The organism is Micromonospora sp. NPDC047074 (assembly GCF_040643815.1).
Classification (GTDB): Bacteria; Actinomycetota; Actinomycetes; order Mycobacteriales; family Micromonosporaceae; genus Micromonospora.
In genome coordinates, this window is record NZ_JBEYVB010000002.1 from 539,658 (window position 1) to 565,228 (window position 25,571).

Annotated in this window: 25 protein-coding genes; 16 read left to right on the forward strand and 9 right to left on the reverse strand. The window is 72.9% G+C overall.

All coding sequences use genetic code 11. The features are described from left to right. Positions 1–99: 99 nt before the first annotated feature. The 3 genes from ABZ809_RS06180 to ABZ809_RS06190 all read right to left on the reverse strand — a co-directional run bounded on the left by ABZ809_RS06180 (position 100) and on the right by ABZ809_RS06190 (position 2,777). Entirely contained in the window at positions 100–657 is a 558-nt protein-coding gene (locus ABZ809_RS06180; RefSeq protein WP_357561294.1) for a PepSY domain-containing protein, read from the reverse strand. Positions 658–810: 153 nt separating this feature from the next. Further along, positions 811–2,085: a HAMP domain-containing sensor histidine kinase gene (locus tag ABZ809_RS06185; protein ID WP_357561295.1), complete on the reverse strand. Its 1,275-nt coding sequence runs from the start codon at positions 2,083–2,085 to the stop codon at positions 811–813. After that, the gene (locus ABZ809_RS06190; RefSeq protein ID WP_357561296.1) at positions 2,082–2,777 is read right to left on the reverse strand and encodes a response regulator transcription factor; all 696 of its coding nucleotides are present in this window, start codon (positions 2,775–2,777) and stop codon (positions 2,082–2,084) included. The genes ABZ809_RS06185 and ABZ809_RS06190 overlap by 4 nt, the downstream gene beginning before the upstream one ends. Before the next feature lie 103 nt (positions 2,778–2,880). Here ABZ809_RS06190 and ABZ809_RS06195 point away from each other — a divergent pair, with 103 nt between their 5' ends. Next, positions 2,881–3,381 carry a septum formation initiator gene (locus ABZ809_RS06195; RefSeq protein ID WP_357561297.1) on the forward strand — a complete coding sequence of 167 codons (501 nt, stop codon included), beginning with the start codon at positions 2,881–2,883 and terminating at the stop codon, positions 3,379–3,381. Between the two features lie 288 nt (positions 3,382–3,669). Further along, entirely contained in the window at positions 3,670–4,062 is a 393-nt protein-coding gene (locus tag ABZ809_RS06200; RefSeq protein WP_357561298.1) for a cupin domain-containing protein, read from the forward strand. A gap of 67 nt (positions 4,063–4,129) precedes the next feature. Here the strand turns inward: ABZ809_RS06200 and ABZ809_RS06205 are convergent, their stop codons facing one another. Together ABZ809_RS06205 and ABZ809_RS06210 are read right to left on the reverse strand one after the other, a co-directional pair. Further along, positions 4,130–5,323, reverse strand: a complete 1,194-nt coding sequence (locus ABZ809_RS06205; RefSeq protein ID WP_357561299.1) for a threonine synthase — start codon at positions 5,321–5,323, stop codon at positions 4,130–4,132. A gap of 16 nt (positions 5,324–5,339) precedes the next feature. Then, entirely contained in the window at positions 5,340–6,401 is a 1,062-nt protein-coding gene (locus ABZ809_RS06210; protein ID WP_357561300.1) for a DNA polymerase ligase N-terminal domain-containing protein, read from the reverse strand. A 96-nt stretch (positions 6,402–6,497) separates the two neighbouring features. Here ABZ809_RS06210 and ABZ809_RS06215 point away from each other — a divergent pair, with 96 nt between their 5' ends. From ABZ809_RS06215 to ABZ809_RS06225, 3 genes are all read left to right on the forward strand, one after another. Continuing rightward, positions 6,498–7,286: an aldo/keto reductase gene (locus ABZ809_RS06215; RefSeq protein WP_357561301.1), complete on the forward strand. Its 789-nt coding sequence runs from the start codon at positions 6,498–6,500 to the stop codon at positions 7,284–7,286. Positions 7,287–7,473: 187 nt separating this feature from the next. Further along, a complete protein-coding gene (locus ABZ809_RS06220; protein WP_357561302.1) occupies positions 7,474–7,638 on the forward strand; it encodes a hypothetical protein in 165 nt (54 codons plus the stop codon). Next, positions 7,638–8,603 carry an N-acetylmuramoyl-L-alanine amidase gene (locus ABZ809_RS06225; RefSeq protein WP_357561303.1) on the forward strand — a complete coding sequence of 322 codons (966 nt, stop codon included), beginning with the start codon at positions 7,638–7,640 and terminating at the stop codon, positions 8,601–8,603. Before ABZ809_RS06220 ends, ABZ809_RS06225 begins: the two co-directional genes overlap by 1 nt. A gap of 434 nt (positions 8,604–9,037) precedes the next feature. Here the strand turns inward: ABZ809_RS06225 and ABZ809_RS06230 are convergent, their stop codons facing one another. Further along, complete coding sequence (locus ABZ809_RS06230; protein WP_357561304.1) at positions 9,038–10,177, reverse strand: cellulose binding domain-containing protein; 1,140 nt, start codon at positions 10,175–10,177, stop codon at positions 9,038–9,040. A gap of 336 nt (positions 10,178–10,513) precedes the next feature. Here ABZ809_RS06230 and ABZ809_RS06235 point away from each other — a divergent pair, with 336 nt between their 5' ends. Both ABZ809_RS06235 and ctaD read left to right on the forward strand, forming a co-directional pair. Further along, positions 10,514–11,620 (forward strand): FAD-dependent monooxygenase, encoded by a 1,107-nt coding sequence (locus tag ABZ809_RS06235; RefSeq protein ID WP_357561305.1) that lies wholly within the window; start codon positions 10,514–10,516, stop codon positions 11,618–11,620. Between the two features lie 156 nt (positions 11,621–11,776). Continuing rightward, positions 11,777–13,540: a cytochrome c oxidase subunit I gene (gene ctaD, locus ABZ809_RS06240; protein ID WP_357561306.1), complete on the forward strand. Its 1,764-nt coding sequence runs from the start codon at positions 11,777–11,779 to the stop codon at positions 13,538–13,540. A gap of 351 nt (positions 13,541–13,891) precedes the next feature. Here ctaD and ABZ809_RS06245 read toward each other — a convergent pair whose 3' ends face one another. Genes ABZ809_RS06245 through ABZ809_RS06255 form a run of 3 tightly spaced genes read right to left on the reverse strand, consistent with a single transcriptional unit; the run spans position 13,892 to position 18,467 of the window. Then, on the reverse strand, positions 13,892–14,473 hold the full coding sequence (locus ABZ809_RS06245) for an isochorismatase family protein (RefSeq protein ID WP_357561307.1): 582 nt from the start codon (positions 14,471–14,473) through the stop codon (positions 13,892–13,894). A gap of 15 nt (positions 14,474–14,488) precedes the next feature. After that, positions 14,489–15,775 (reverse strand): nicotinate phosphoribosyltransferase, encoded by a 1,287-nt coding sequence (locus ABZ809_RS06250; protein ID WP_357561308.1) that lies wholly within the window; start codon positions 15,773–15,775, stop codon positions 14,489–14,491. A 16-nt stretch (positions 15,776–15,791) separates the two neighbouring features. Beyond that, the gene (locus ABZ809_RS06255) at positions 15,792–18,467 is read right to left on the reverse strand and encodes a LuxR C-terminal-related transcriptional regulator (RefSeq protein ID WP_357561309.1); all 2,676 of its coding nucleotides are present in this window, start codon (positions 18,465–18,467) and stop codon (positions 15,792–15,794) included. A 202-nt stretch (positions 18,468–18,669) separates the two neighbouring features. On the opposite strand from ABZ809_RS06255, the gene ABZ809_RS06260 reads away from it, so the two are divergent. The 9 genes from ABZ809_RS06260 (at position 18,670) to rdgB (ending at position 25,558) form a co-directional block, all read left to right on the forward strand. Further along, on the forward strand, positions 18,670–20,220 hold the full coding sequence (locus ABZ809_RS06260; RefSeq protein ID WP_357561310.1) for a hypothetical protein: 1,551 nt from the start codon (positions 18,670–18,672) through the stop codon (positions 20,218–20,220). A gap of 148 nt (positions 20,221–20,368) precedes the next feature. Further along, entirely contained in the window at positions 20,369–20,659 is a 291-nt protein-coding gene (clpS, locus tag ABZ809_RS06265; protein WP_089001780.1) for an ATP-dependent Clp protease adapter ClpS, read from the forward strand. Between the two features lie 2 nt (positions 20,660–20,661). Next, the gene (locus tag ABZ809_RS06270) at positions 20,662–21,156 is read left to right on the forward strand and encodes a DUF2017 domain-containing protein (RefSeq protein WP_357561466.1); all 495 of its coding nucleotides are present in this window, start codon (positions 20,662–20,664) and stop codon (positions 21,154–21,156) included. A gap of 53 nt (positions 21,157–21,209) precedes the next feature. Next, a complete protein-coding gene (locus ABZ809_RS06275) occupies positions 21,210–21,698 on the forward strand; it encodes a M67 family metallopeptidase (protein ID WP_357561311.1) in 489 nt (162 codons plus the stop codon). A gap of 72 nt (positions 21,699–21,770) precedes the next feature. Continuing rightward, positions 21,771–22,118 carry a MoaD family protein gene (locus ABZ809_RS06280; protein ID WP_357561312.1) on the forward strand — a complete coding sequence of 116 codons (348 nt, stop codon included), beginning with the start codon at positions 21,771–21,773 and terminating at the stop codon, positions 22,116–22,118. 14 nt (positions 22,119–22,132) lie between these two features. Continuing rightward, positions 22,133–23,098 carry a pyridoxal-phosphate dependent enzyme gene (locus ABZ809_RS06285; RefSeq protein ID WP_357561313.1) on the forward strand — a complete coding sequence of 322 codons (966 nt, stop codon included), beginning with the start codon at positions 22,133–22,135 and terminating at the stop codon, positions 23,096–23,098. 301 nt (positions 23,099–23,399) lie between these two features. Then, positions 23,400–24,146, forward strand: a complete 747-nt coding sequence (locus ABZ809_RS06290) for an MBL fold metallo-hydrolase (RefSeq protein WP_357561314.1) — start codon at positions 23,400–23,402, stop codon at positions 24,144–24,146. 66 nt (positions 24,147–24,212) lie between these two features. After that, positions 24,213–24,944, forward strand: coding sequence for a ribonuclease PH (gene rph / locus ABZ809_RS06295; protein WP_357561315.1), 732 nt, complete (start codon positions 24,213–24,215; stop codon positions 24,942–24,944). Then, on the forward strand, positions 24,941–25,558 hold the full coding sequence (gene rdgB, locus ABZ809_RS06300; RefSeq protein ID WP_357561316.1) for an RdgB/HAM1 family non-canonical purine NTP pyrophosphatase: 618 nt from the start codon (positions 24,941–24,943) through the stop codon (positions 25,556–25,558). The genes rph and rdgB overlap by 4 nt, the downstream gene beginning before the upstream one ends. Positions 25,559–25,571: the final 13 nt, after the last annotated feature.

A 25,571-nucleotide genomic window follows, 5' to 3' on the forward strand; every position in this document is an offset into this window, starting at 1 on the left:
TTCCCGTCGTCGCCCGGGTGGCCGCTCCCCGGCGTTCTCCCCCGGCGGACACGACGACGCCGCCGCCCACGGTGGGACGGCGGCGTCGCGGGGGACGGATCAGTTGTCGTCGTCGTCCGAGTCGTCGTCGTCATCGTCGTCGTCGCGGTCGTCATCGTCGTCGTCATCGTCGCGGTCGTCGTCATCGTCGTCGTCGACCGGCTCCTGCTCGGCCTTGACCACGGTGCCGTCGTTGCGGTCGACGTCGATCTCGTGCTCGGTCTGCCCGGCCACGATCTCGACGCTCCACACCGCCCGGCCGTCCTCCGTCTCGCGCTCGACCTCGACGATCTTGCCGCTGCCCACCCGGGCCAGCGCGATCTCGCCGGCCCGCTCGGCCGTCACGGCGTCGCCACCGGTGGCCGGGGTGCTGCCGCCCGACGGGGTGCTGCCCGTGGTCGGGGTGCCGCCCGTGGTCGGGGTGCTGCCGGTGGTCGGCGTGCCGCCCGTCGTCGGGGTGCCGGTGCCGGCCGGGGTGGTCGGGGCGGTGGTGGCGGCGGCCAGGGTGGTCGCCCCGCCCTTGCCGCTGTCGGCCGCCGCGACGCCGAAGGTCGCCCCGATCACGGCGAGTACGGCCGCGCCTCCGATCGACGCCAGCATCACAGACTTGCGCTCCATCTTGTTCACCCTTTCCTCGGTTGCCGGTCCAGGATCGCGCCCGTCGGGATAGCGCCACGCTGCCCGAACGCTAAGGCCGGGTTAAGCCTGGCGCCGGGCGTGGAAACGAGGCGGGCCACCGACCGCGACCGTCCCGGGGTTCCGGCGGCGAGGTCAGCGCGGGGGCGGGCCGAGTTCGAGGCGTACCTCCGCGCCTGTGGAGGGGACCGTGTGGAGGGTGAGACGACCACCGCTGGACTCGGCGGCGCGGCGGGCGATGTCCAGGCCGAGGCCGGTGGAGCCGGCGGTGCTGGTGCCCCGGTCGATCGTGCCGGGCGGCATGCCCGGACCCTCGTCCGCCACGGTCAGCACGGCCCGATCCGCCTCCGCCACCAGCCGGACGCCGAACGCGGTGCCGTCCGGGGTGTGCGCGAAGACGTTGCCGAGCAGGGCGTCCACCGCCGCCGCCAGCTCGTCGGCCGGTACGCCCACCGGCAGCGGCCCCGGTGCCAGGTCGAGCGTCACGGCCCGGCCGGTGTCCTCGGCCAGCACCGACCAGAACGCCACCCGCTCCGCCACCACGGACGCCGCGTCGGCGCTGGCCGCCCCGGCCGTCGGCGCGCGCCAGCGGGCCTGGCGGATCAGGCCGGTGACGGCCCGCTCCAGCCCGTCCACGGCCGAGGTGACCCGGGCCGCGTCCTCCGGGTCGCGCAGCGACTCCGCCTCCAGGCGCAGCGCGGTCAGCGGGGTACGCAGGCGGTGCGAGAGGTCGGCGATCTCCTCGCGTTCCTGCACCAGCAGCACCTGGATGCGGCCGGCGAGGTGGTTGAGGGCACCGGCCACCTCGCGCAGCTCGGCCGGCCCGGCGGGCGTGACGCGGGCGTCCAGCTCCGCGTTCGCCAGCCGGTGCGACACCTCGGACAACTCGCCGATCGGCCGGACCAGGGCACGCGCCAGCCGGTCGGCGACGGCCAGCCCGATCAGCACCAGCAGCACCCCGAGCAGGGCCAGGACCAGCCAGGACCGGGTCACCCCCGCGGTCAGCTCGGCGGTCGGCACCACCGTACGGATCACCCCGGTGCCGTCCGGCCGACCCAGCACCGCGATCACCACCTCCCGGCCCTGTTCCGACTCGGCGGTGAGACTCTGGCCCCGGGCCGCCAGCGCCACCGCGGCCGTACGCGGGGCCGGGGTGCCGAGCACGGTGCCGTCGGGCAGGAAGACGGTGACCGGCCGGTGGGACTCGGCGACGAGCTGCTCCACGGTCAGCCGGATCGTCGCCGGATCGGCGGTGCCGACGACGGTGACGAGGCTCTGCGCGTCGGCCGTGGCCCGCACGGTGGCCCGGTCCTCGGCGACGGTACGCACCAGCAGCGCCAGCGGCACCAGGAAGGCGAGGAGGGTGAGCACGCTGACGGAGGCGACCAGCAGGATCAACCGGGCCCTCACCCGGCGCTCCCCGGTGCCTCCAGCCGCACCCCGACGCCCCGCACCGTGTGCAGGTAGCGGGGTGCCTGGGCGCTCTCCCCGAGCTTGCGGCGCAGCCAGGACAGGTGCACGTCCACGGTCTTGTCCGCGCCGCCGTACGGGACCTGCCACACCTCGGCGAGCAGCTCCCGCTTGGTGACCACCTGGCCGGGCCGGCCCGCGAGGTGGTGCAGCAGGTCGAACTCCCGCGGGGTCAGCTCGACCGGCTGGCCGTCCAGGGTCACCTGGCGCGAGCGGGGGTCGACCCGCAGGGAGCCGACCACCAGCGACGCGTCCTCCGGGGCGGCGCCGGCCGGGCCACGGCGCAGCACCGCCCGGATCCGCGCGTCGAGCTGTGCCGCCGTGAACGGCTTCACCACGTAGTCGTCGGCCCCGGCGTCGAGCACCCGGACTATCTCCGTCTCGTCGTCCCGGGCGGTGGCCACGATGACGGGTACGGCGCTGACGGCGCGCAGCATCCGCAGCAGCTCCCGGCCGTCCAGGTCGGGCAGCCCCAGATCCAGCACCACGAGGTCGGGCCGGTCGTCCAGGGCGTCGCGCAGGCCGGCCATGGCCGTGGAGGCGGCGGCCACCGCGTGCCCCCGTTCTCGCAGCGCCCGCAGCAACGGCGTACGGATGGTCAGGTCGTCCTCGATCAGCAGCAGGCGGGCCACAGGAGGCAAGGCTAGCCGGCCCGGGGCGTACCGGCCCGGCCGTTGGTGGTGCCTTAACCTGGTCCAAGGGTCGCCTTAACCCGCGATCGGCGACACTCGGTGGATGCGTCGCCGTTCGTTTCTCGCCGTCGCCGGGTGGCTCGCCACCGCCGTGCTGGCCACCCTGATCGGGCTGGCCGCGATCCGGCTGGTGGGGGAGAGCATCGCCGGCACCCCTGGCGGGGTGCTCAGCCAGGACGAGATCGAGCACGCCCTGGCCTCGCCCGAGCCGAACGCCACCGCGCCCACCGGCCCGCCGCCGTCCGGGGCACCGCCGTCGCCGACCGCCTCCGGGTCCGCCGGGCCGGTGGCACCGTCCGCGACGGGTTCCGCGCAGCCGGGCGTACGCCGGGCCTTCGCGACCACCGGGGGCACCGCCGTGGCCGAGTGCGGGCCGGACGGGGTCCGGCTGGTCTCCTGGGCGCCCGCGCAGGGCTATCGGGTGTCGGAGTACGACCGTGGGCCCGACGACGACGTGGAAGTGACCTTCACCGGCCCGGGCGGCGAGTTCGAGCTCCAGGTGCACTGCGTCGGCGGCGAGCCCGTGGCGTCCGTCGACGACTGACCCCGGTGGCGGTGGCTTGACGATCCGGAAGGCCCGTTCGGGGGCCGGACACGAGCGCGCGGCGCCGCTCGGATCCGTCCGGATCGGAACGTCGCCGCGCTCTGGCCGTCTCCCACCACCGCAGCCATCCGGCGGTACGTCAGCGGGGACCTGGCTCGACCGGCCACGCCGTGCGCCGGTTAGTGACTCGATCCCCGGCCGGGGCGGATCCAAACCTCGGGACCGTGACGAGTTGCACCTTCTGCGAGTCCCGGCGTGGCGTCGGGCCGCAGCGGGTATGAGGGCGACATGGAGCATTTCACGATCGCGACCGTCGCCGAGAAGAGCCCGGACTTCCGGCGGGTGCTGTGGACCGGTGAGCACACCCAACTGGTGATCATGACGATTCCCCCGGGAGGTGAGATCGGCGAGGAGGTCCACGAGGGCATCGACCAGATCCTGACGTTCGTCAGCGGTACGGGCGAGGCCCGCGTGGCGGGGGAGAAGCGCGAGGTCGTGCAGGGCGACCTGGTGGTGGTGCCGGCCGGCACGAAGCACAACTTCGTCAACACCGGCCCCAACCCGCTGGTGCTCTACACGGTCTACGGCCCGCCGGAGCACGCCGACCAGGCGGTACACCACACCAAGGAGGAGGCCGACGCGGCGGAGGCCGCCGGCGAGGACGAGCCCCCCGGCTCCTGAGACGTCAGGAAGGGCACCTTCCTATCGTTATGTGTAGCGGAAGGTGCCCTTCCTAACGCCTGACACCTCAGGCCGGCAGCACCGGTACGTCGGTCACGTCCACCGTCTCCGGGTACTTCACGCCGGCCCCGGTGTTGAGCACCACCACCCGTTCGCCGGCCCGGATCCAGCCACCGGCGCGCAGGTGCCGGGCGGCGGTCAGGCAGGCGGCCCCCTCGGGGCAGAGCAGCAGCCCCTCCCGGGCGGCGAAGTCCCGCAGATCGGCCAGGATCTCGGCGTCGTCCACCGCGATCGCGGTGCCGGCGCTGGCCCGCAGCGCGTCGAGGATCAGCTCGTCGCCGAGCGGGGCCGGCACGGTGATGCCGAACGCCACGGTGTGCGCGTCGGCCCAGGGCCGGGCCCGCTGCTCCCCGGCGGCGAAGGCCCGGACGATCGGCGCACACCCGGTCGACTGCACCGCCACCAGGCGGGGCAGCCGATCCTCGATCCAGCCCAACTCGCGCAGCTCGTGCAGCGCCTTGTGGATGCCGATCAGGCCGACCCCACCTCCGGTGGGATAGATGATCACGTCCGGCACCTGCCAGCCGAGCTGCTCGACGATCTCGTACCCCATGGTCTTCTTGCCCTCGAGCCGGTACGGCTCGCGCAGCGTGCCGGCGTCGAAGATCGCGCCGCCGGAGTCGGCGACCAGCCCCGCCACGTGCCGCCCGGCGTCGCTGATCAGCCCGTCGACCAGGCGCAGGTCGGCCCCGGCGGCCACGCACTCCCGCCGGCAGATGGTCGGCGCGTCCAGCGGCATGACGATGGTCGCGCCCAGCCCGGCCCGCGCGGCGTAGGTCGCCCACGCCGCGCCCGCGTTGCCGTTGGTCGGCATCGCGATCCGCCGTACGCCCAGCTCACGGGCCCGGCTGACGCCCACCGCCGCGCCGCGCGCCTTGAACGAGCCGGTCGGGGTCAACCCCTCGTCCTTGACCAGCAGATCCGGAACGCCGATCTCGGCGCCGTAGGCCGGGGCGCGCAGCATCGGCGTCCAGCCCTCGCCCAGCGTGGTCGTGTGCCGGGGGTCGGCCACCGGCAGCAGTTCCCGGTAGCGCCACAGGTCGGCCGGGCGCAGCGGGAACCGCTCCGGGGTGAGCACCTTCGCCACCGCCGCCAGGTCGTAGCGGGCCAGCAGCGGGGAACCGCACTCGCAGAGGTTGGCCAGCCGGCCGGCGTCGTGCTCCCGCCCGCAGCGCGGGCATTCGAGATGGGTCAGGTACACGATGCTCCTCGCCGTCTCAGCTCGGGGGCCGGCTCGCGTCGATGCTCAGCCAGCGCCGGCTGCGCCGGCCCGGCTCGTAGACCGAGTCCAGCCGCTTCGCCACCACACCGGGCAGCCCCTGCTCCCGCCCGGTCCGCAAGGCCTCCCGGCCGGTGCCGGGGAACCACGGCGGAGTCTGCCAGTGCGGGCCGGCGAGCGCCAGCGAGTCGAGCAGCTCCCGGCGCTGCCCGTAGGGCAGGTCGGCGCTGGTCACGCCCTCCATCCAGAGCAGGTCGAAGATCAGGTACTGGGCGTCGGGGGCCCGCCGCCCGCCGCGTGCCGGCCGCACCCGGCCGGCGCGGTCGATGCGGACCAGGACCCCGTCCAGCACCGCCTCCGCGGGCGCCATCTCCTCGGCGAGCTCCCGCAGCCAGGGGTACGCCCCGGAGAGGTCCTCGTCGTCCTCGCCGAGCAGCCGCAGCCGACCGCCGGAGACGTACGCGACCGCGCGCACCCCGTCCCAGCGCAACTCGTAGCCCCACTCCGGCTCGTCTGCGGGCAGCTTCGCCACCGGGGTGGGGTGCATCGGGCGGACCAGCTCCGGCATGCTCGTCCAGCCCTCCGGCGGCGGGTCGGTGCGGCGGACCATCCAGTCCCGGCCGCCCTTCCCGCCGGTGGCGAAGAGCACGTACCGCCCGGAGGTGCGCTCGCCGTCGAGCACCACGATCACCTCGTCGGCGCGCCACTTCTCGCAGCGGTAGGTGCCCCGGTCGTGGACGGTCATCCGGCCGCCGCCGTACTCGCCGGCCGGGATCTCGCCGTGGAAGTCCAGGTATTCCATCGGGTGGTCCTCGGTGTGCACGGCGAGGTGGTTGCGGCCGGTGTCGCGGGGCAGCCCGCGCGGCACCGCCCAGGAGGCCAGCACCCCGTCGTGCTCCAGCCGCAGGTCCCAGTGCAGGCTCCGGGCGTGGTGCTGCTGGATGACGAACCGGGCCGCCCCGTCGGCGGGCCGTCCGCGCCGAGGGGGTCGCTTCGGCACCGGCTCCGGGGTGCGCGCCGAGTCCCGTTTGCGCCGGTATTCCTCCAGCGGGTCAGCCACACCCGCATTCTCCGGCAATCGGGCCCGGCCCGCCGGCCGCCGGCGGGTCCGGTTCACGCGGGCATGTCGCAGGTCGGCACGGGTATGGACGAGCGCATGGATCACGAGGACCAGCCCACCGTTCTGCTCCCGGGCGACGTGCGGATGCCGCTGCTCGGCTTCGGCACCTGGCAGGCCACCGGCCGGGCCGGGTACGACGCCGTGCTCGCCGCGCTCGACGCCGGCTACCGGCACGTCGACACCGCCACCATGTACGGCAACGAGAAGGAGGTGGGCCGCGCGGTGCGGGAGAGCGGCCTGCGCCGCGAGGACGTCTTCGTCACCACGAAGCTGCCGCCGGAACGGGTCGGTCGGGAGCGGGAGACCATCGAGGAGAGCCTGGCCGCGCTCGGCCTCGACCAGGTCGACCTGTGGCTGGTGCACTGGCCGCCGGCCGACCCCACGGACACCATCCCGGTGTGGCGGGAGATGCTCGCCGCCCGCGACGAGGGGCTCGCCCGCGCGGTCGGGGTGAGCAACTTCGGCACCGCACAGCTCGACGAGCTGATCCAGGCGACCGGGGAGATTCCCGCCGTCAACCAGATCCGGTGGAGCCCCTCGCTGTACGACGGTCGGCGGCACCAGGAGCACCGGGAGCGGGGCGTGGTGCTGGAGGGCTACAGCCCGTTCAAGACCAGCGACCTCGCCGACCCGGTGCTGGCCCGGATCGCCGCCGCGCACGACGTCTCCCCGGCCCAGGTGGTGCTCCGCTGGCACGTCGACCACGAGATCGTGGTCATTCCCAAGTCGGTGACCCCGGACCGGATCCGGACCAACGCCGACATCTTCCGGTTCGCCCTGACCGCCGACGAGATGCGGGAGATCGACGCCCTGGGCAACCCCTGACCGACCCCTCCCGGTAAGCCCGGATCGTGGGTCGGGCGGGGGCCGACCCGGACCGGTTTTGCCAATTTCCTTCAGCCTGAATAGGGGCGATGAAGGGTATCGACATAGATGCTCGTGACGATATAGCGTGCGCGTCACCAGTACATCGATGAGTCGGAACCCCTCCGCCCTTGTCTGAAGGAGCGCCATGAACGCGTCCGAACCCGCCCGCCTGCCACGCCGCGGCGTGCTGGGCATGTCGGCCCTGGTGGCCACCGCGGTCGTCGTCGCCGCCAAGCCCGCCGCGGCGAGCGCCGCGCCCCTCGCCGCGCCGAAGGCCGAGTGCCTCGCCGACCTGCTCGGGGAGTCCTGATGGCCACGATTCCCTGGCTGGTGGACGTGCTGCGGGGGGCGGGCGTCCAGGTCGTGACCCACGGCGACTGGGTGAACCGGATGCGCCCGGGCGACTTCAACCCGATCGGTGTGCTCTGGCACCACACCGCCGCCACGTCCAGCGCCAGCAACCCGCACCCGGCGCTCAACGTCTGCATCAACGGCCGCTCCGACCTGCCCGGCCCGCTCTGCCAGGCGCTCGTCGACTACCACGGCGTCTTCCACGTCATCTCCGCCGGCCGCTGCAACCACGCGGGCGTCAGCCGGGGCAGCGGGCCGATCCCGTCCGGCGACGGCAACACCCTGATGATCGGGTGGGAGATCGACTACAACGGGGTCAACCAGGAGATGACGGCGGCGCAGTACAACGCGTCGATCGCCGCCACCGCCGCCGTGCTCAAGCGCCTCGGCAAGGACGCCAGCTACGCCCGGGGGCACCGGGAGACGAGCACCACCGGCAAGATCGACCCGTCCTTCATCGACCTGAACACGATGCGCGCCGACGTCGCCGCGAAGATGGCGGGCGGCGGCACCACGTGGAGCTCGGTGGTGGACAACAGCACCGCCGGCCGGTTCACCGCCAGCGCCAACTGGGGCACCTCGTCGTACTCGGCCCAGCGCTACGGGACGGACTACCGTTTCGCGGAGCCGGTCGCCGCCAGTGACGCCGCCTGGTACAAGTTCAACGTCCCGGCGACCGCGAGCTACCGGGTCGACGCCTGGTGGCCGGCCGTCAGCGGCTACAACACCGCGACCCCGTACATCGTGTCCACCACCACCGGCAACCAGACGGTCATCGTCAACCAGGCGGCGACCGGCGGGCAGTGGCGCACCCTCGGCACCTTCACGCTGCCGGCCGGGGACGCCAACCGGGTCGCGGTCAGCCGGTGGAGCTCCGCCACCGGCCTGGTCATCGCCGACGCGGTCCGGCTCACCCGGGTCTGACCGTTCGACGTACGACGCGTGGGGGCGGCTCCGGTGACCCGGAGCCGCCCCGCGCCCGACGGCCGCCCCGCCGGTTCGCCGCTGCCCCGCGAGGCGGAAGAATGTGATCCGTGCTGGGTCCCGGTGCCGTTGCGGGGACAGAGATCACCCGGACCGTCGGTGATCCCGATCGTCATCCCGGTGGAAGCCGATAATGCGCCCGGAAGTGTCTCGAGCGGCCGTCGAGGAATCCCGACGAAGCGCTTTCCCCGCGGCAAGCACCCGTTCTGGGTGCCCACACCCGACAGGGGCGACCCCACCGACCTGTAGGTCGGCCGGTGCCTGCGTACCTCAGATGGGGGCCCGACCATGTCGGGCCCCCATCTGCCTGCCAAAGGGATCGCGGTGGGGGTGGAGCCTGGGGTGATCACGCCCAGGGTTGATGGTGCGAGCTGTCAGCCCCTGGCGCAGGTGACCCCGTTGAGGGTGAAGCTGGTCGGGGACGAGTACGCCCCGCTCAGCGTGCCCTGGTAGCCGAAGCTGGCCGTACCGCCCGGAGCGAGCGAGCCGTTCCAGCCGATGTTCCGCGCGGTCACCGCCGAGCCGCTCTGGCTCACCGTGGCGTTCCACGAGCTGGTGATCTGCTGCCCGGCGGGCAGGTTGTAGTTAAGCGTCCAGCCGTTGATCGTGCTCGTTCCGGTGTTGGTGATCTGCACGTCGGCGGTGAAGCCGTTGCTCCAGGAGTTCGGCGTGTACTTCACCGCGCACCCGGCACCGCCCGGCGGGGGAGTGCTCGGCGGAGGCGTGGTGGTGGGCGGCGGGGTGGTCGGGTTGCCACCGCCGTTGACCGCCGCCGAGAACGAGGTCACCGCGAGGCCGGCACCGCCCTGCCACGGCTCGAAGCCGGCCTGGACGCTGGTCAGGTACCAGGAGTTGGTGATCGCGCCCCGGTTGCGGGTGTCGTTGATGAACGCCAACAGGTTGAGGTTCGCGCTGGGGATGGCCGACGGCGCCAGGTAGGAGATGACGTTGTTGCCGCCGTTGTTGCCCCGCCAGACCTCCCAGCTCCGCCCGTCGATGGTGGCGGTGCCGACCGGGGAGCCGATGGGCTGGATGGGGCCCTGCCGGTTGAGCCAGATCATGATCTCCATCTGGTTCACCCCGTCCCGCTTGGGCGACGGGTCGAGCCAGATGTCGTACGAGGCGTTGTAGATGGCGCCGCTGACGTACCGGTAGGAGATGTTGCTGGTGGCGCTGCTGATCTGGCTGACCTGGATCGGCAGGTTGGTGCCGGGGGAGCAGTTGGTGTAGTGGCAGCCCAGGAAGACCGACGGGTACGCCGTGGGCGCGCCGTTGGTGGGGTTGCTGCCGTTCTGGGTGGTGATCTCGAAGCCGCTGTCGGTGACGTTGATGCACTGCTGGGCGGTGGTGCCCCAGCGGTTGTTCTGCACCACGTAGCGGCCCTGGATGGTGGTCGAGCCGTACTGCTCGCAGATCTGGGTGTCGGCGCTCGCGGTGCCGCCGAGGGCGACGGCGACGATCGAGCCGGCGGCCAGCACGGCGGCTGCCGCGAGGGCCCGGAGTGGACGTTTCATGATGCTCCTTGGCTTTCTCAGGGGGACGCCGGACGAGCGGCACGGGACGCCGGACGGGCCGGTCGGACGGTGCGGTCGGATGATGCGGGAGCGCTCCCACGCTCATTCGACACATTTACATCTCTGAAACCCTGGCGCAACGGTGTCGGGTTATTGGCGTTGTAAGTGAGGTTTGTCACGCCAGGGCCGGACGGTGGGCAGGTGATCCGCCGAAGCAGCGGCCGGCCTCGCCGAGGAATGTTTCTTCTGGGACGGTTGACTCTGGTGTGTGCCGATTGCGCCGAGTAGTGTCTTGCCTCCAACGCGTGCCGAACCCCTCCGGAGGCGTACACCACCATGGGTGGCTCTCCCCTGCGCATCCTCGTCGTCGGCGCGGGCATCGCCGGCCTGGCCGTGGCCCGGGCGCTGCGGATGGTGGGCCTCCGGCCCGACGTCACCGAGAGACTGCCCCCGGGCGAGAGGGCCGATGCCGGCCTCTACCTGCCCGGCAACGCCGCCCGGGCGCTGGGCCGGCTCGACCTCGACGGGCCCGTCCGTCCGCTCGGGCACGTCGTGCACCGGCAGCGGTTCCTCGACGCGGCCGGCGCGCCGCTCTGCGAGGTGGACCTCGACGCGCTCTGGTCCGGGGTCGGTGAGTGCCGGGCACTGCCCCGGGCGGAGTTGCACCGGGTGTTGCTCACCGGTGCCGGCGGTGCCGTCCGGCACGGCGCCGAGGTGTGCACCATCGACCTGCTGCCGCACTCCGTCGGGGTCACCTTCGTCGACGGCACCGCCACCGAGTACGACCTGGTGATCGGTGCTGACGGGCCGCGCTCCTCGATCCGCGCCCTGGCCGGGCTCGGCGGCCCGCCCCGGCCCGCCGGCCAGGTCGTCTACCGCGCCGTGGTGCGCGACGGCCCCCCGGTCACGGACTGGACCGCCCTGCTGGGCCAGCGCGCCGGCTTCCTGGTCGTGCCGATCGGCGGCGGCCGGCTCTACTGCTACGCCGACGAGGCCGGCGCCGTCCTGCCGGCCGACCCGGCGGCCCGGCTGCGCGAGGTCTTCGGCGACTACGGCGGGCCCGTGCCGGCCGTGCTGGAGGCGCTCGACCGGGTGCACGTCGGGTTGACCGAGGAGGTGGAACTGGGGCGTTGGTCCCGGGGCCGGGTGCTGCTCGTCGGGGACGCCGCGCACGCCACCTCTCCGACGCTGTCCCAGGGTGCCGCCATGGCGCTGGAGGACGCCGTGGTGCTCGCCGAGTCGCTCCGGGCGGCCGGCGACGTGGAGACGGCGCTGACCGCGTACGAGAGTCGTCGCCGCCCGCGTACGCGATGGGTGCGGGACCGGACCCGGGACCGCAACCGGACCCGGGACGTGCCGCCCGCGCTGCGCGACCCGCTGCTACGCGGGCGCGGCGGCCGGATCTTCGGCGAGCACTACCGGCTGCTGCTCGGCCCGCTGTGACGCCGGTCGTCGAGCGCCCTCCGCGCCGGGGTGGTGCAGGCTACCCGACCACCCCACGCGGCACACCCACCTGCCGGGGACTATCCTCCTTGCGGATGACGGCCCGCAGATAACCAGCGCGTGCCGAGCGGGACAACCCAGAACCGGAGGCCACTCGTGACCACCGTCGCACCCAAGCCGGTCGTGACCCGGCCCTGGCCGGTCCGAGAGCCGGTCAAGGGGTCGGCCATCGCGCGGCTGCTGCGTACCACGGACGCGAAGCAGATCGGGATCATGTACATGGTCACCGCGTTCGTGTTCTTCATGATCGGTGGCCTGATGGCCCTGATCATGCGGGCCGAGTTGGCCCGGCCCGGGCTGCAGTTCCTGTCGCCCGAGCAGTACAACCAGCTGTTCACCATGCACGGCACGATCATGCTGCTGTTCTTCGCGACGCCGATCGTGTTCGCCTTCGCGAACTACGTGGTGCCGTTGCAGATCGGCGCTCCCGACGTCTCGTTCCCCCGGCTGAACAGCTTCGCCTACTGGCTGTTCCTGCTCGGCGGCTCGATGACGATGGTCGGGTTCCTCACCCCGGGTGGGGCCGCCGACTTCGGCTGGACCGCCTACGCGCCGCTGAGCAGCGTCGAGCACTCCCCGGGCATCGGCGCCAACCTGTGGGTGGTCGGCCTGGTCGTCTCCGGTCTGGGCTCGATCCTCGGCGCGGTCAACCTGATCACCACGATCCTGACCCTGCGCGCGCCGGGCATGACGATGTTCCGGATGCCGATCTTCACCTGGAACATGCTGGTCACCAGCCTCCTGGTGATCCTGGTCTTCCCGCTGCTGGCCGCCGCGCTCCTGGCGCTGGCCGCCGACCGCCTGCTGGGCGCCCACGTCTACGACCCGGCGACCGGCGGGCCGATGCTCTACCAGCACCTCTTCTGGTTCTTCGGCCACCCCGAGGTGTACATCATCGCGCTGCCGTTCTTCGGCATCATCTCCGAGGTCATCCCGGTCTTCTCCCGCAAGCCGATCTTCGGCTACAAGGGCCTGGTCGCCGCCACCATCGCCATCGCCGGCCTCTCGATGAGCGTCTGGGCGCACCACATGTTCTCCACCGGCCAGGTGCTGCTGCCGTTCTTCAGCTTCCTGAGCTACCTGATCGCCGTGCCGACCGGTATGAAGTTCTTCAACTGGCTCGGCACCATGTGGCGCGGTCAGATCAGCTTCGAGACGCCGATGCTCTTCTCGATCGGCTTCCTGGTCACCTTCCTCTTCGGTGGCCTGACCGGCGTGCTGCTGGCCAGCCCGCCGCTCGACTTCCACCTGCACGACTCGTACTTCGTGGTGGCCCACTTCCACTACGTGCTCTTCGGCACCATCGTGTTCGCCGTCTTCGCCGGCATCTACTTCTGGTTCCCGAAGATGTTCGGCCGGATGCTCGACGAGCGGCTGGGCAAGGTGCACTTCTGGCTGACCATGATCGGCTTCCACACCACGTTCCTGGTGCAGCACTGGCTGGGCAGCGAGGGCATGCCGCGCCGGTACGCCGACTACCTGCCCGGCGACGGCTTCACCACGCTGAACATGATCTCCACGATCGGCGCGTTCATCACCGGCATTTCGACCCTGCCGTTCATCTGGAACTGCTGGAAGTCGTACAAGTCCGGCCCGGTGGTCGAGGTCGACGACCCCTGGGGTCACGGCAACTCGCTGGAGTGGGCGACCACCTCCCCGCCCCCGCTGCGCAACTTCGACCGGATGCCGCGGATCCGCTCCGAGCGGCCGGCGTTCGACCAGAAGTTCCCGGAGCTGGCGGCCGGCGGTCAGAGCCTGGCCGGCCCGCCGGAGGGTGGCGCCAAGCCGCTGACCAGCGAGTCCGACGGTGGCGCGAGCTACCAGGAGGACACCGCCTCCGACATCGACAGGCAGCACTGACCCCACCCGCACCACGCCACACGACGGGCGCCGCCCCCCACCCGGGGGCCGGCGCCCGTCGCCATTCCACCTTCACCCGTCGGCGGTAGGACACCCGCGATCTGCCCCGACAGGCCGCGATCTTGCACTGTGTCCCCCGACGGGCCGCGATCTTGCACTGTGTCCCCCGGCAGGCCGCGATCTTACGCTGTGTCCCCCGGCAGGCCGCGATCTTGCACTTTGTGCCCGGGCAAAACGGGTGAAGCCGGCAAGGCGGGGGCGGAAAGTGCAAGATCGCGGCCGGGGGCCGGGGGCCGGGGGCCGGGGGCCGGGGCTGGGGCTGGGGCGGGGACGAGTGGGCTCGCCCCCGCCTCATGCCGCCCTGATCACAGGCTCCCCGCGCAGGACGACTCCGGCGCCGTCCATCGCCCGCAGGGCCACGTCGGTGGTCGGCGGTGCGACAGCGGCGGTGAGGTTCAGCAGCACGGTGGTGGCGAAGCCCTCCCGGGCGGCGTCCAGCGCGGTCGCCCGTACGCAGTGGTCGGTGGCGATTCCCACCACGTCGACCCGGTCCACCCCGTGCCGGCGCAGCCAGTCGGCCAGGCACTCGCCGTCCTCGGCGTGCCCCTCGAAGCCCGAGTACGCCGCCGCGTACTCGCCCTTGCGGAAGATCGTCTCGATCCGGTCGGTGGCCAGGTCGGGGTGGAACTCCGAGCCCGGGGTGCCCACCACGCAGTGCCGGGGCCAGGAGTCGATGAAGTCGGGCGGGTCGCCGAAGTGGGCGCCCGGGTCGATGTGGTGGTCCTTCGTCGCCACCACGTGGTCCCAGCGGTCGGGCTCGGCGGCGAGCAGCCGGGTGATCCCGGCGGCCACCCCGGCCCCGCCGCCGACGGCCAGCGAGCCGCCCTCGCAGAAGTCGTTCTGCACGTCCACGATGATCAGTGCGTTGCTCACCGGGGTGCTCCTTTCTCAGTCGGCGGGGACGACCGTGACGGGGATGGCAGGGTCGCCGGCGGAGAGCTTCAGGCCCTCCCAGGGAATGGAGATGAGGCACTGTCGCAGGTGTTCCCGTGACTCGTCCAGCGTGGGCCGGTCCACCGGCTCGCCCCCGGCCAGGAACGAGTGCTGGAGCAGCCGGTCGTTGGGCCGGGGGTCCGGCACGCCCTGCGGCACGACGATCTCCTCGGTGGCGGTGCCGGTCGGCTTGTGCCGGCGTACGGCCACCTTGCGACCGCCGATGGTGGCCTTGTGCTCGGAGCGCTTGACGACCGGGCGCCCCTCGACCTCGACGAGCTTGTAGACGAGCCCGGCGGTGGGCGCGCCGGAGCCGGTGACCACGGCGGTGCCGGCGCCGTACATGTCGACCGGTTCGGCGGCGAGCGAGGCGATGGCGTGCTCGTCGAGGTCACCGGAGACAATGATCTTGGTTTCGGTGGCGCCGAGCGAGTCGAGCAACTCGCGGGACTGCTGGGCGATGACGGCGAGGTCGCCCGAGTCGATCCGCACCGCCCGCAGGTCGGGCCCCGCCACCGCGATCGCGTTGCGGATGCCCTGGCTGATGTCGTACGTGTCGACGAGCAGCGTGGTCTCCTTGCCCAGCGTGGCGACCTGCGAGGCGAACGCGGCCCGCTCGTCGGTGTGCAGCAGGGTGAACGCGTGCGCGGCCGTGCCGGCGGTCGGGATGCCGTAGCGCTGCCCGGCGGCGAGGTTGGACGTGAACCGGAACCCGGCCAGGTACGCCGCCCGCGCCGCGGCCACGGCCGCCTCCTCGTGGGCGCGCCGGGAGCCCATCTCGATCAGGGTCCGCCCGCGGGCCGCGGTGACCATCCGCGCGGCGGCGGCCGCGACGGCGCTGTCGTGGTTGAGCACCGAGAGCACGAGCGTCTCGAGCACCACGCACTCGGCGAAGCCGCCGGAGACGGTGAGGATCGGCGAGTTGGGGAAGAACAGCTCGCCCTCCGCGTAGCCCTCGACGTCGCCGGTGAAGCGGTAGTCGCGCAGCCAGGCGGCGGCCGCCTCGTCGACCACCCCGGTGCGCCGCAGGAAGTCGACCTCGTCGGCGTCGAAGCGGAAGTCGCGGATGAGTTCGACCAGCCGCCCGGTGCCGGCGACCACTCCGTAGCGGCGGCCGGCGGGCAGCCGCCGGGTGAACACCTCGAAGACGCAGGGACGGTCGGCGGTGCCGTCGCGCAGGGCGGCACTGACCATGGTCAGCTCGTAGTGGTCGGTCAGCAGCGCGGGGCGAAGGGTGCTCACCACCCCAGCCTAGAGTTCACCCGTTCTCGCCGCCGTCGTGGCCCGGGATCGCCCGCAGGGCGGCCCACAGCTCGGCCCGACTGGTCACGCCGAGCTTGCTGTAGATCCGCTGGAGATGGTTCTCGACCGTACGGGCGGAGAGGTAGAGCTGCTCCGCGACGGCCCGGCTGGTCACGCCCTCGGCGGCGAGCCGGGCCACCTGCCACTCGCGCTCGGTCAGCGCCGGAGAGCCGGCCTGCAACGCCGAGGTGCGGACCAGATCGCACCGGCCGAGCAGGGCGGCGAGGCGCTCCCGGGCCGTCGCCGCCGCCGGGGAACGCTGCCGGCGCAGCCGGTTCAGGGCGGAGGCGGTCGCCTCCGCCGCGTAGACGGTCAGCTCCAGCGCGTCGAAGCCGTCGGCCACCGCCAGCAACTCGTCGGCGGAGCCGCTCGCGGCGGCGCGGGCGTGCCTGGCGAGCAGGGGCGGCAGCAGCCCGTCGACCCGTTCGGACAGCTCGGCGAGTCGCTGCGCGACGGTGCGCCGGCTGCCGTCGGAGCAGGTCGGGCCGAGCCGGGCGTTCGCCTGGTCCAGCCGGACCAGGTCGTGCAGCACGTGCACCTCGTGGCCGGCGAAGCCGTCCGTGCGGAGCCGGTCGGCCAGCCGGGTCAGGTGCTTCACGGCGCCGGACACGTCGCCACCGGCGGCGAGCGCCGCGCCCCGGGCCTGTTCCAGCCACGGGTACAGCACGACCATGCCCGGGGCGTGGGTGCGGTCGGCCTCCGCCATGGCCTCGGCAGCCTGCGTGGCGTCGCCGCGCAGCGCCGCCGCCTGGGCCCGCTCGGCGTGGGCCAGTCCCGCGTAGACCCGGCTGGTGGCGAGCACCGCGCAGGCGCCGAGGCTGGTGGCCAGGGCCGCGTCGCTCTGGCCCCGCAGCCGGGCCGCGTACGCCTGGAGGATGGCCAGGTAGCCGGTGCCGAGCCGGAAGTCGCCGGCCCCGGCCAGGTCCGCGAACTCGGCCGCGACGATCGCGTCGATGCCGGTCAGGTCGCCGGCGAGGGCCAGCCGGGTGCCCCGGGCCAGTTCCAGGGCCAGTTGGAGGTACGGCATGTCGGTCCGCCACCGCCCGACCTCGGCCTGCACCTGGTTGATCGCGATGGCGCTGCGGTGCAACTGGCCCTGCGCCGCCTGTAGGTGGGCGATCGTGCTGCGGGCCAGCTCCCGGGCGGCGACGCTGGCCGCCGGGCGGTCCAGCACCGTCTGCGCGAGCCGCAACGCGATTCCGGTGTCCAGCCGGTGCAGCCGCATGATGGCCTCGAAGGCCAGCACCCGGGCCTCGTCGGCGGAGTCCGTCAGGGTCGACCGGCGGGCGGCGATCTCCTCCACCGTGGACTCCCGGCTCAGGCCCCAGTAGCTGACCAGCCCCCGCACCGTCAGCCACCTGCTGAGCCGCCGCTCACCCTCGATGTCGGCGGCGACCGCGTCGAGCACCTCGAGCGCCTCGTCCGGCCGGTCGGCGAACATCAGGATGGTGGCCAGCAGCTCCGCCGCGTCGAACCCGCCGCCCGCGTCGAGCGCCGCCCGGGCCAGCCGGGTCGCCAGTGGTACGTCGTAGCGCGCGAACGCCTGCCCGGCCGCGTCGAGCAGCAGGGAGAGGTCCTGCGCGGTGCCCGAGTCGAGCCGCCAGACGGCCACCCGGAGCAGGTCGTCGCGGCGTCGCTTGCCGACCTTCTCCAGCAACTCGGCGAGCTGGGCCTGCAACCGACGCGTCCGGCTGACCGGGCAGCGGCGGCGCAACAGCTCGCCGTAGAGCGGGTGGGCCAGCCGTACGTTCGCCCGTCTGTCGTCGTGGTCCACGGCGATCAGCCCGCGCTCCTCGGCGTCCTCCACGTCCGCCGGGTCAGCGGCCTGGTTGAGCAGGTACAGGCCGAGCGGCTCGCCGAGGGCGACCAGCTCCACCACCCCGCGCACGCCGGGGGTGAGCTGCCCGATCCGGACGTCGATCAGGTCGTTGAGGTTGGGCGCCAGCTCCAGCCGGCCGGTCCACTTCCAGATCCCGTACGTGCGGGTCAGCTCACCACGGTTGGCGGCGAACACCAGTTCGCGCAGCAGCAGCGGGTTGCCCTCGGAGAGCCGGCCGAGCCGGTCGGCGGAGGTGGCGTCGACCGGTCCGTTCAGGATCTCGGAGAGCAGCCGGGTGGTGTCGGCCGCCGCCAGCGGCTTCAGCTCGATGTGCTCGGCCAGGTCGTCGGTCCACAGGGCCCGGATCGGCAGCGGGAGCTGCTCTCCGTCGCGCAGGGTGCCGATCACCGTGGCGTTGTCGGCGCGGGCGACCAGGTGCACCAGCGCGGCCGACGGCGGATCGAGCAGGTGCGCGTCGTCGACCGCGAGCACGATCCGTCGACCGGCCGCCTGCTGTTGCAGCACGTCCACCGCCCACCGCAGGATGCCGGCGGGTGACAGGCCCTGCGGCTGATCGGTCGGGAGCACCTGGATCAGCCCGCCGAAGGGCATCGCGGCGGTGGTGGCGCTGGCCGCGATCGACCAGACGGCATATCCGTCGCGGGGGAGGGCCGCCAGTCCCTCACGCAGCAGGCGACTCTTGCCGATGCCCGCGTCGCCACTGAAGAAGATCCCCCGCCCCTCCGCCCCGGTCATTGCCGCCAGCAGACGGTCGAGCTCATCCGTTCGGCCGACGAAACCCCACCGACTCATCAGGGCAGCATATCGACCGGAATCCGTCCGCGTGCAGACCGTCACGCACCGAAGTTGAGTAGTCTCGTCGTTACTCCTAAGTATCCGAGTTGTTCCGGTCGGGGTCCTCACCGCCCGTACTCTTCCGGTCATCCGGTGCTGTCACCGGACATTTCGTTGCGGCCGGCCATTGCCGGTCGTCTGTCACGGGAGGACGCTTTCGATGAAGCCCGGTCCTCTCCCTGCCGTCGACGTGCCTGACGACATGGCCGGCGCCGCGGGGTTGCCCCGCTGGGGGCGGTTGCCCACCCGGCTGGGGGTGACCGAGCCGGGCCCGGAGGAGCCGCTGGCCGTGGTCGCCATGGGCCCGGCCGGCGCGGGGCGGCCGGAGGTGCTCGCCCGGCTGCTCCAGACCGATCCCGGCATGCTCGGCGTGCCGGCCGGCGGCTGGCTCGTGGTGCGCCACGCCCAGGTGCCGACCCGGGCCGCCTACGTGCCCGGCTACCGCCGGCCCCATTCGTACGGCGCCGACCTGCTGGCCGCCGGGCCGGCGCTGGCGCGTCCGCCGCGTCGGGTCGAGCTGAGCCTGCCCAAGCCGCTGCTGCGGCACTTCAGCCTCGTCGACACGCCGGACACGGATGTCCTCGGCGCGGCCGGCGGGCAGGTGCTGCGTGACGCGGCGGGCAGGGCCGGGGCGGTGCTCTTCGTGATCGCCGCCGACCAGACCTTCACCGCCGCCGAGCTCAACCTGCTCGCCGAGGCTGCCCGGGCCCGCGTCGAGGTCTTCTTCGCGGTCACCGCCGGTTCGGGCGGCTGGGCTCAGGTGCCCGACGGCACGGTGACGACGGAGGACACGGGGGTGTCCGTCGCGCCGGCCGGGGCCGCCGATCCGACCCCGGTGGACCCGGTGGCGGTCACCGTCGAGGCGCACCGGGCCGCACTGCTGGCCGCCGTTCCCGGGCTCGCCGACGCCCGCTGGTTCCCGCTCGCCGGAGGTGACGCGGCGGACCTGCGCCGGGCTCTGGTGGGCTGGGCCGCCGACGAGGGGCTGCGGCGGGCGAGCGCCGAGCCGCCGGTGCTGCCCGGGTCGCACGGCCGGGTGCCGGTGGTGGCCGAGCCGGGCGACTGGTCGGAGCAGCTCGACCGGCAGGCCCGCACCTACTCCCGGCGGATCCGACAGCATCTGGCCCTGGAGCTGGCGAACATCCACCTCCGGGTGGTGCAGGAGATCGTCTTCGGGGCCGGCTGCGCCGGCCTGCCGCAGGTGCTCGACCGGGAGATGGAGGCGCTGTCGCTGCTGGCCACGGCCCAGTGCGACCAGGCGGTGCGCCGGCTCGTCGAGGAGGCCGCCGGCCGGGTCTTCGGCACCCCGCTGCCGGCCGGTGTCGTCAGGCGCCTGCACGCCCCGATGCGCTGGGTGTTGGCCGACCAGCAGGGCGAGCAGGAACTGGACCGCGTCATGCTGGTCACCAGCACCGGGGGCGTGGCGGGGCTGGCCGGGACGGGTGCGACCGATGCCCTGGCGAGCTGCCCGGGCGTGGCGCGCGTCGAGGTGCTCCCGCCGATCGCCGTGGCGCTGTCGGGCGGCTGCTGGCAGCACTGGCGCAGCCCCGGCAACCACGATCCCAACGCCGCCCGGGCCTGGGCCCAGCGCGCGCTGCGCGAGATCGAACTCGAGCTGTCCCGGGAGGTGTCCCGGCGGTTCGAGGTGGTCCGCCTCTCGCTGGACGGGGTGCTCTCCGATGCTGTCGACCACGGCATCCTGCTCGCCTGACGGCGGTCCCGCCGCTGCCGTGTCCGGCCCCGCGCGGGGCCGGACACCACCTGTCGCCCACGCCGGTGACCAGGTCGAACGCGGTGATCCACGCCGGGCCGGCGTTCCGGTTCCTCGGTTCGCCGAATCCGGTGGCACGATGGGGGGCATGGCGGCTCCACAGGTTGCACCCGTCGAGACGCCGGACACCGACGAGGTGCCGGCGTCCGATCGACCGTGGGTGACCATCGTGTGGGACGACCCGGTCAACCTCATGACGTACGTGACCTGGGTCTTCCAGAAGCTCTTCGGCTACAGCCGGGAGAAGGCGGAGCAACTGATGCTCGACGTGCACCACAAGGGTCGCGCCGTGGTCTCCAGCGGGGCCCGGGAGCGGATGGAACACGACGCGTCGCAGCTGCACGCGTACGGGCTGTGGGCGACGGTGGACCGGTCGTGAGCATGTTCCGTCGCCAGGGCGACCGCTACGTCGCCACGTTCGCCGTCGACGAGGTGCGGGTGCTGCGGAAGGTGGCATCCGAGGTGGTGGGGCTGCTCACCGACGGCTTCGACCACTCCGACCCGGTGGTGGGCCGGCTGTTCCCCGAGGCGTACCCGGACGACCCGTCCGGCGCCGCCGAGTTCCGTCGCTACACCGAGGGCGACCTGAAGACCGCCAAGATCGACCAGGCCGGCGCCGTCCTGGCCGCGCTGCCCGACTCCGCCGGCGGCGAGGTGCGCCTCGACGCGGAGGCGGCCGAGGCGTGGCTGCGGGCGCTCAACGACGCCCGGCTGGCGATGGGCGTCCGGTTGGAGATCAAGGACGGCACCGACCTCGGCGAGGAACTGGACGACGCGGTCGCCGAGGATCCGGCCTCCAGCCGGGTGTTCCAACTGTCGGTCTACGCCTACCTCGGCTATCTCCAGGAGTCCCTGCTCAACGCCCTGATCGACTAGGCGTGACCGCTGCCACCTTAAGGTCGCGCCAGGTACGCGTTAGGCTGGAGCACGTGCTGAGCATCGACCGGTCGATCATCGACGCGATCGTCGCCCACGCCCGTCGTGACCACCCCGACGAGGCGTGCGGCGTGGTCGCCGGTCCCGCCGGCAGCGACACCCCCACCCGGCACATCCCGATGGACAACGCGGCCCGCTCCATGACGTTCTACGAGTTCGACTCGATGGAGCAGCTACGCGTCTGGCGCGAGATGGACGACCGGGACGAGGAGCCCGTGGTGATCTACCACTCGCACACCGCGACCGAGGCCTACCCGTCCCGGACGGACATCTCCTTCGCCGGCGAGCCGGGGGCGCACTACCTGCTGGTCTCCACCCGCGAGCCCGACGCGGAGGAGATCCGCTCCTTCCGGATCGTCGACGGCGTGGTGACCGAGGAGCCGGTCCGGATCGTCGACGCGGGGGTGGATCCGCACGCCGTGCAGTCCTACATGTTCGGGCAGAGCCCGGCGACGGTCGACTACGAGTGTTCCGGCCGCTGACCCAGCGCCGCGACACCCGTCCAGTCCCGTCACCTTCCGGCACACCCGATCATCTTCAAGGAGCACGACATCATGGCCATCGAGATTCGCATCCCCACCATCCTGCGCAGCTACACCGGCGGCGCGAAGGTGGTCGAGGGAGCCGGCGACACGCTGGGCGACCTGCTCACCGACCTGGACTCCCGGCACGCGGGCCTGCGGGCCCGGCTGGTGACCGACGCCGGCGCGCTGCACCGGTTCGTCAACGTCTACGTCAACGACGAGGACGTCCGCTTCCTCGGGGCGCTGGACGCCAAGCTCAACGACGGCGACAGCGTGACCATCCTGCCGGCCGTCGCCGGTGGCGCCTTCGGCTTCGCGGCGGCCGCCGCGATCGCCCAGCAGGGTGCCGCCGCGCGTACGGCCGTCGCCGCCCGCTGACGGCGGCGGTCACCATGGCGCGGTACGACAGCCTCCTCGACGCCAGTGGCGGCACGCCCCTGGTCGGGCTGCCCCGGCTCTCGCCGACGGTGCCCGACGGGGCGCCGCCGGTACGGCTCTGGGCGAAACTGGAGGACCGGAACCCGACGGGCAGCATCAAGGATCGGGCGGCCCTGTTCATGGTCCGTGCGGCCGAGGAGGCGGGCCGGCTCCGGCCGGGCGACACCATCCTCGAACCGACCAGCGGGAACACCGGCATCTCGCTGGCCATGGTGGCGAAGCTGCGGGGCTACCGGCTGGTCTGCGTGATGCCGGAGAACGTCTCGGCCGAGCGGGTGCAGCTGCTCCGGATGTACGGCGCGGAGATCATTTTCTCGCCGGCGGCGGGCGGCTCCAACCAGGCGGTGGCCACCGCCAAGCAGATCTCGGCCGAGCACCCCGACTGGGTCATGCTCTTCCAGTACGGCAACGAGGCGAACGCCCGGGCGCACTACGAGACGACCGGTCCGGAGCTGCTGCACGACCTGCCCACGATCACCCATTTCGTGGCGGGTCTCGGCACCACCGGGACGCTGATGGGCACCGGGCGCTACCTGCGCGAGAAGGTCGAGGGCGTCCAGGTCGTCGCGGCCGAACCGCGCTACGGCGAGCTGGTCTACGGGCTGCGCAACATCGACGAGGGCTACGTCCCGGAGCTCTACGACGCCGCCGTGCTGTCCCGGCGCTTCTCCGTCGGCACCCGTGACGCGGTGCTGCGCACCCGGCAGTTGGTGGAGGTGGAGGGCATCTTCGCCGGGTTCTCCACCGGCGCCATCCTGCACGCCGCCCTGGCGGTGGCGCACGAGGCCGTCCGGGACGGCCGGCGCGCCGACGTGGCCTTCGTGGTCTGCGACGGCGGCTGGAAATACCTCAGCACCGGCGCGTACGGCGGCACCCTCGCCGACGCGGAGGAGGCCCTGGACGGGCAGCTCTGGGCCTGACGTACCGTGGCCGGGGCCATCGACGCGTGTCGGTGGCCCCGCCGCGTGTCGGTGCCCCGTCGACGTGGCCGGCCCCGCTCACGCAGCGCTACCGGCAGGCCCCCCGGCTCGTCATGCGGGCCGGACGGGCGGTGCGGCGGGGCCCGGGGCGGGTGTCGCGTTCGTGACAACTTCCAGTGGATGACTCTTGCCGCCGCGCGCGCGAGCGTAGGCTGCCCTGCGTGGCGTACGCGTCGGTAGAGATCATCGACAGAGCGACCGTCGACACGGACGCTACGCAGGGTGACAGTGAGACAACTCGATGCGACTGACTGTCCTGGGCTGCGCGGGCAGTTTCCCCGGCCCCGAGTCCCCCTGCTCGGCCTATCTCGTGGAGGCGGACGGCTTCCGGCTGCTGCTCGACTTCGGCCCCGGCTCGCTGTCCAACCTCCAGCGCTACGCCGGGCTGCACGCCCCCGACGCCATCCTCCTGACCCACCTGCACTGCGACCACATCCTCGACGCCGCGTCGTACGTGGTGGTCCGCCGCTACGCCCCGGACGGCCCCTACCCGTCGCTCCCGGTCTACGCCCCGTCCGGTGCGCCGGACCGACTGGCGACGGCCTACGGGCAGGAGGGCAGCACCGTCGAGGACGTCTACCGGTTCTACGCACTCGAACCCGGCAGCTTCCCGATCGGCCCGTTCGCGGTCACCGTCGACCGGGTCAACCATCCCGTGGAGACGTACGGCGTCCGGCTGGAGCACGACGGCCGGGTGCTCTGCTACTCGTCCGACACCGCGCCCTGCGACGCGCTGCTCCGGCTGGCCCAGGACGCCGACGCCTTCCTCTGCGAGGCGAGCTACCTCGACGGCGTGGACAATCCGCCGGACCTGCACCTGACCGGCCGGGAGGCCGGCGAGGCGGCGACCAAGGCCGGCGTGGGGCGGCTGCTGCTCACCCATCTGGTCGCCGCCTGGGGCAGCGAGGCGCACACAGTCGAGTCGGCCGGCGCCACGTACGACGGGCCCCTCGAGGTGGTCCGGCCCGGCGCCAGCTACGAGATCTGACGGGCCCCGTGCCCGACGCGGGACACCCCGGGACGACCCGATCGGGTCACCGCATAAGGTTCAGGGATGGCGCGACCTGACGGGCGGCGACCCGACGAACTCCGACCTGTGACGCTGGCCCGGGGCTGGAGCACCCATCCGGAGGGCTCGGTACTCGTGGAGTTCGGCGGGACCCGGGTGCTCTGCACCGCCAGCGTCACCGAGGGGGTGCCCCGCTGGCGCAGGGGCTCCGGGCTCGGCTGGGTCACCGCCGAGTACGCGATGCTGCCGAGGGCCACCAACACCCGCTCCGACCGGGAGAGCGTGAAGGGGCGCGTCGGCGGGCGTACCCACGAGATCTCCCGACTGATCGGGCGGAGCCTGCGGGCGTCCATCGACCTGAAGGCACTCGGTGAGAACTCGATCGTGCTCGACTGCGACGTTCTCCAGGCCGACGGCGGCACCCGCACCGCCGCGATCACCGGCGCCTACGTGGCACTGCACGACGCGGTGACCTGGCTGGCCGGGCGCAAGGCGCTGGCCGGCAAGCCGGAGAAGGTGATGCACCGCTCGGTGGCCGCGATCAGCGTCGGCATCATCGACGGCGAGCCCCGGCTCGACCTCGACTACGCCGAGGACGTGACCGCCGAGGTCGACATGAACGTGGTGTGCACGGGCGCCGGCGAGTTCGTCGAGGTGCAGGGCACCGGCGAGGCCGGCGTGTTCGCCCGGAAGCAGCTCGACGCCCTGCTGGACCTGGCCGTCGCCGGCTGCGTGGAACTGGCCGAGGCTCAGCGAAAGGCGCTCGACAACTCATGAACAAGGTGCTGCTAGCGACCCGTAACCGTAAGAAGCTGGTCGAGCTCCAGCGGATCCTCGACGGCGCGCTCGGCGCGCACCGCGTCGCCCTGCTCGGGCTGGACGACGTCGAGGAATACCCGGAGCTGCCCGAGAGCGGCCTCACCTTCGGCGAGAACGCGCTGATCAAGGCGCGGGAGGGCTGCCGGCGCACCGGCCTGCCGACGATCGCCGACGACTCCGGGCTCGCCGTCGACGCCCTCAACGGCATGCCCGGGGTGTTCAGCGCCCGCTGGGCCGGCCGGCACGGCGACGACCAGGCCAACCTCCAACTGGTGCTGGACCAGATCGCGGACCTCCCCGACGAGCACCGGGGCGCGTCGTTCGTCTGCACCGTGGCGCTGGTGCTGCCCGGGGGCAAGGAGCACCTGGTCGACGGCCGGCAGACCGGCCGGCTGCTCCGGGGGCCGCGCGGCGACGGCGGCTTCGGCTACGACCCGATCTTCCTGGGCGACGGGCAGGACCGCACCAACGCCGAGCTGACGCCGCAGGAGAAGGACGCGATCAGCCACCGCGGCAAGGCGCTGCGGGAGCTGGCCAAGCTGGTCGCCAAGGTGCTGCCGCCCGCGAGCTGACAGGCCCCGGCAC

Excerpts from the sequence above, each read along its gene's own strand:
- ABZ809_RS06290 (WP_357561314.1), top strand. The coding sequence starts at position 23,400 with ATGCGACTGACTGTCCTGGGCTGCGCGGGCAGTTTCCCCGGCCCCGAG.
- rph (WP_357561315.1), top strand. The coding sequence starts at position 24,213 with ATGGCGCGACCTGACGGGCGGCGACCCGACGAACTCCGACCTGTGACG.
- clpS (WP_089001780.1), top strand. The coding sequence starts at position 20,369 with ATGGCGGCTCCACAGGTTGCACCCGTCGAGACGCCGGACACCGACGAG.
- ABZ809_RS06180 (WP_357561294.1), bottom strand. The coding sequence starts at position 657 with ATGGAGCGCAAGTCTGTGATGCTGGCGTCGATCGGAGGCGCGGCCGTA.
- ABZ809_RS06285 (WP_357561313.1), top strand. The coding sequence starts at position 22,133 with ATGGCGCGGTACGACAGCCTCCTCGACGCCAGTGGCGGCACGCCCCTG.
- ABZ809_RS06195 (WP_357561297.1), top strand. The coding sequence starts at position 2,881 with ATGCGTCGCCGTTCGTTTCTCGCCGTCGCCGGGTGGCTCGCCACCGCC.
- ABZ809_RS06200 (WP_357561298.1), top strand. The coding sequence starts at position 3,670 with ATGGAGCATTTCACGATCGCGACCGTCGCCGAGAAGAGCCCGGACTTC.
- ABZ809_RS06260 (WP_357561310.1), top strand. The coding sequence starts at position 18,670 with ATGAAGCCCGGTCCTCTCCCTGCCGTCGACGTGCCTGACGACATGGCC.
- rdgB (WP_357561316.1), top strand. The coding sequence starts at position 24,941 with ATGAACAAGGTGCTGCTAGCGACCCGTAACCGTAAGAAGCTGGTCGAG.
- ABZ809_RS06220 (WP_357561302.1), top strand. The coding sequence starts at position 7,474 with ATGAACGCGTCCGAACCCGCCCGCCTGCCACGCCGCGGCGTGCTGGGC.
- ABZ809_RS06255 (WP_357561309.1), bottom strand. The coding sequence starts at position 18,467 with ATGAGTCGGTGGGGTTTCGTCGGCCGAACGGATGAGCTCGACCGTCTG.
- ABZ809_RS06215 (WP_357561301.1), top strand. The coding sequence starts at position 6,498 with ATGGATCACGAGGACCAGCCCACCGTTCTGCTCCCGGGCGACGTGCGG.
- ABZ809_RS06280 (WP_357561312.1), top strand. The coding sequence starts at position 21,771 with ATGGCCATCGAGATTCGCATCCCCACCATCCTGCGCAGCTACACCGGC.
- ABZ809_RS06270 (WP_357561466.1), top strand. The coding sequence starts at position 20,662 with ATGTTCCGTCGCCAGGGCGACCGCTACGTCGCCACGTTCGCCGTCGAC.
- ABZ809_RS06235 (WP_357561305.1), top strand. The coding sequence starts at position 10,514 with ATGGGTGGCTCTCCCCTGCGCATCCTCGTCGTCGGCGCGGGCATCGCC.
- ABZ809_RS06225 (WP_357561303.1), top strand. The coding sequence starts at position 7,638 with ATGGCCACGATTCCCTGGCTGGTGGACGTGCTGCGGGGGGCGGGCGTC.
- ABZ809_RS06230 (WP_357561304.1), bottom strand. The coding sequence starts at position 10,177 with ATGAAACGTCCACTCCGGGCCCTCGCGGCAGCCGCCGTGCTGGCCGCC.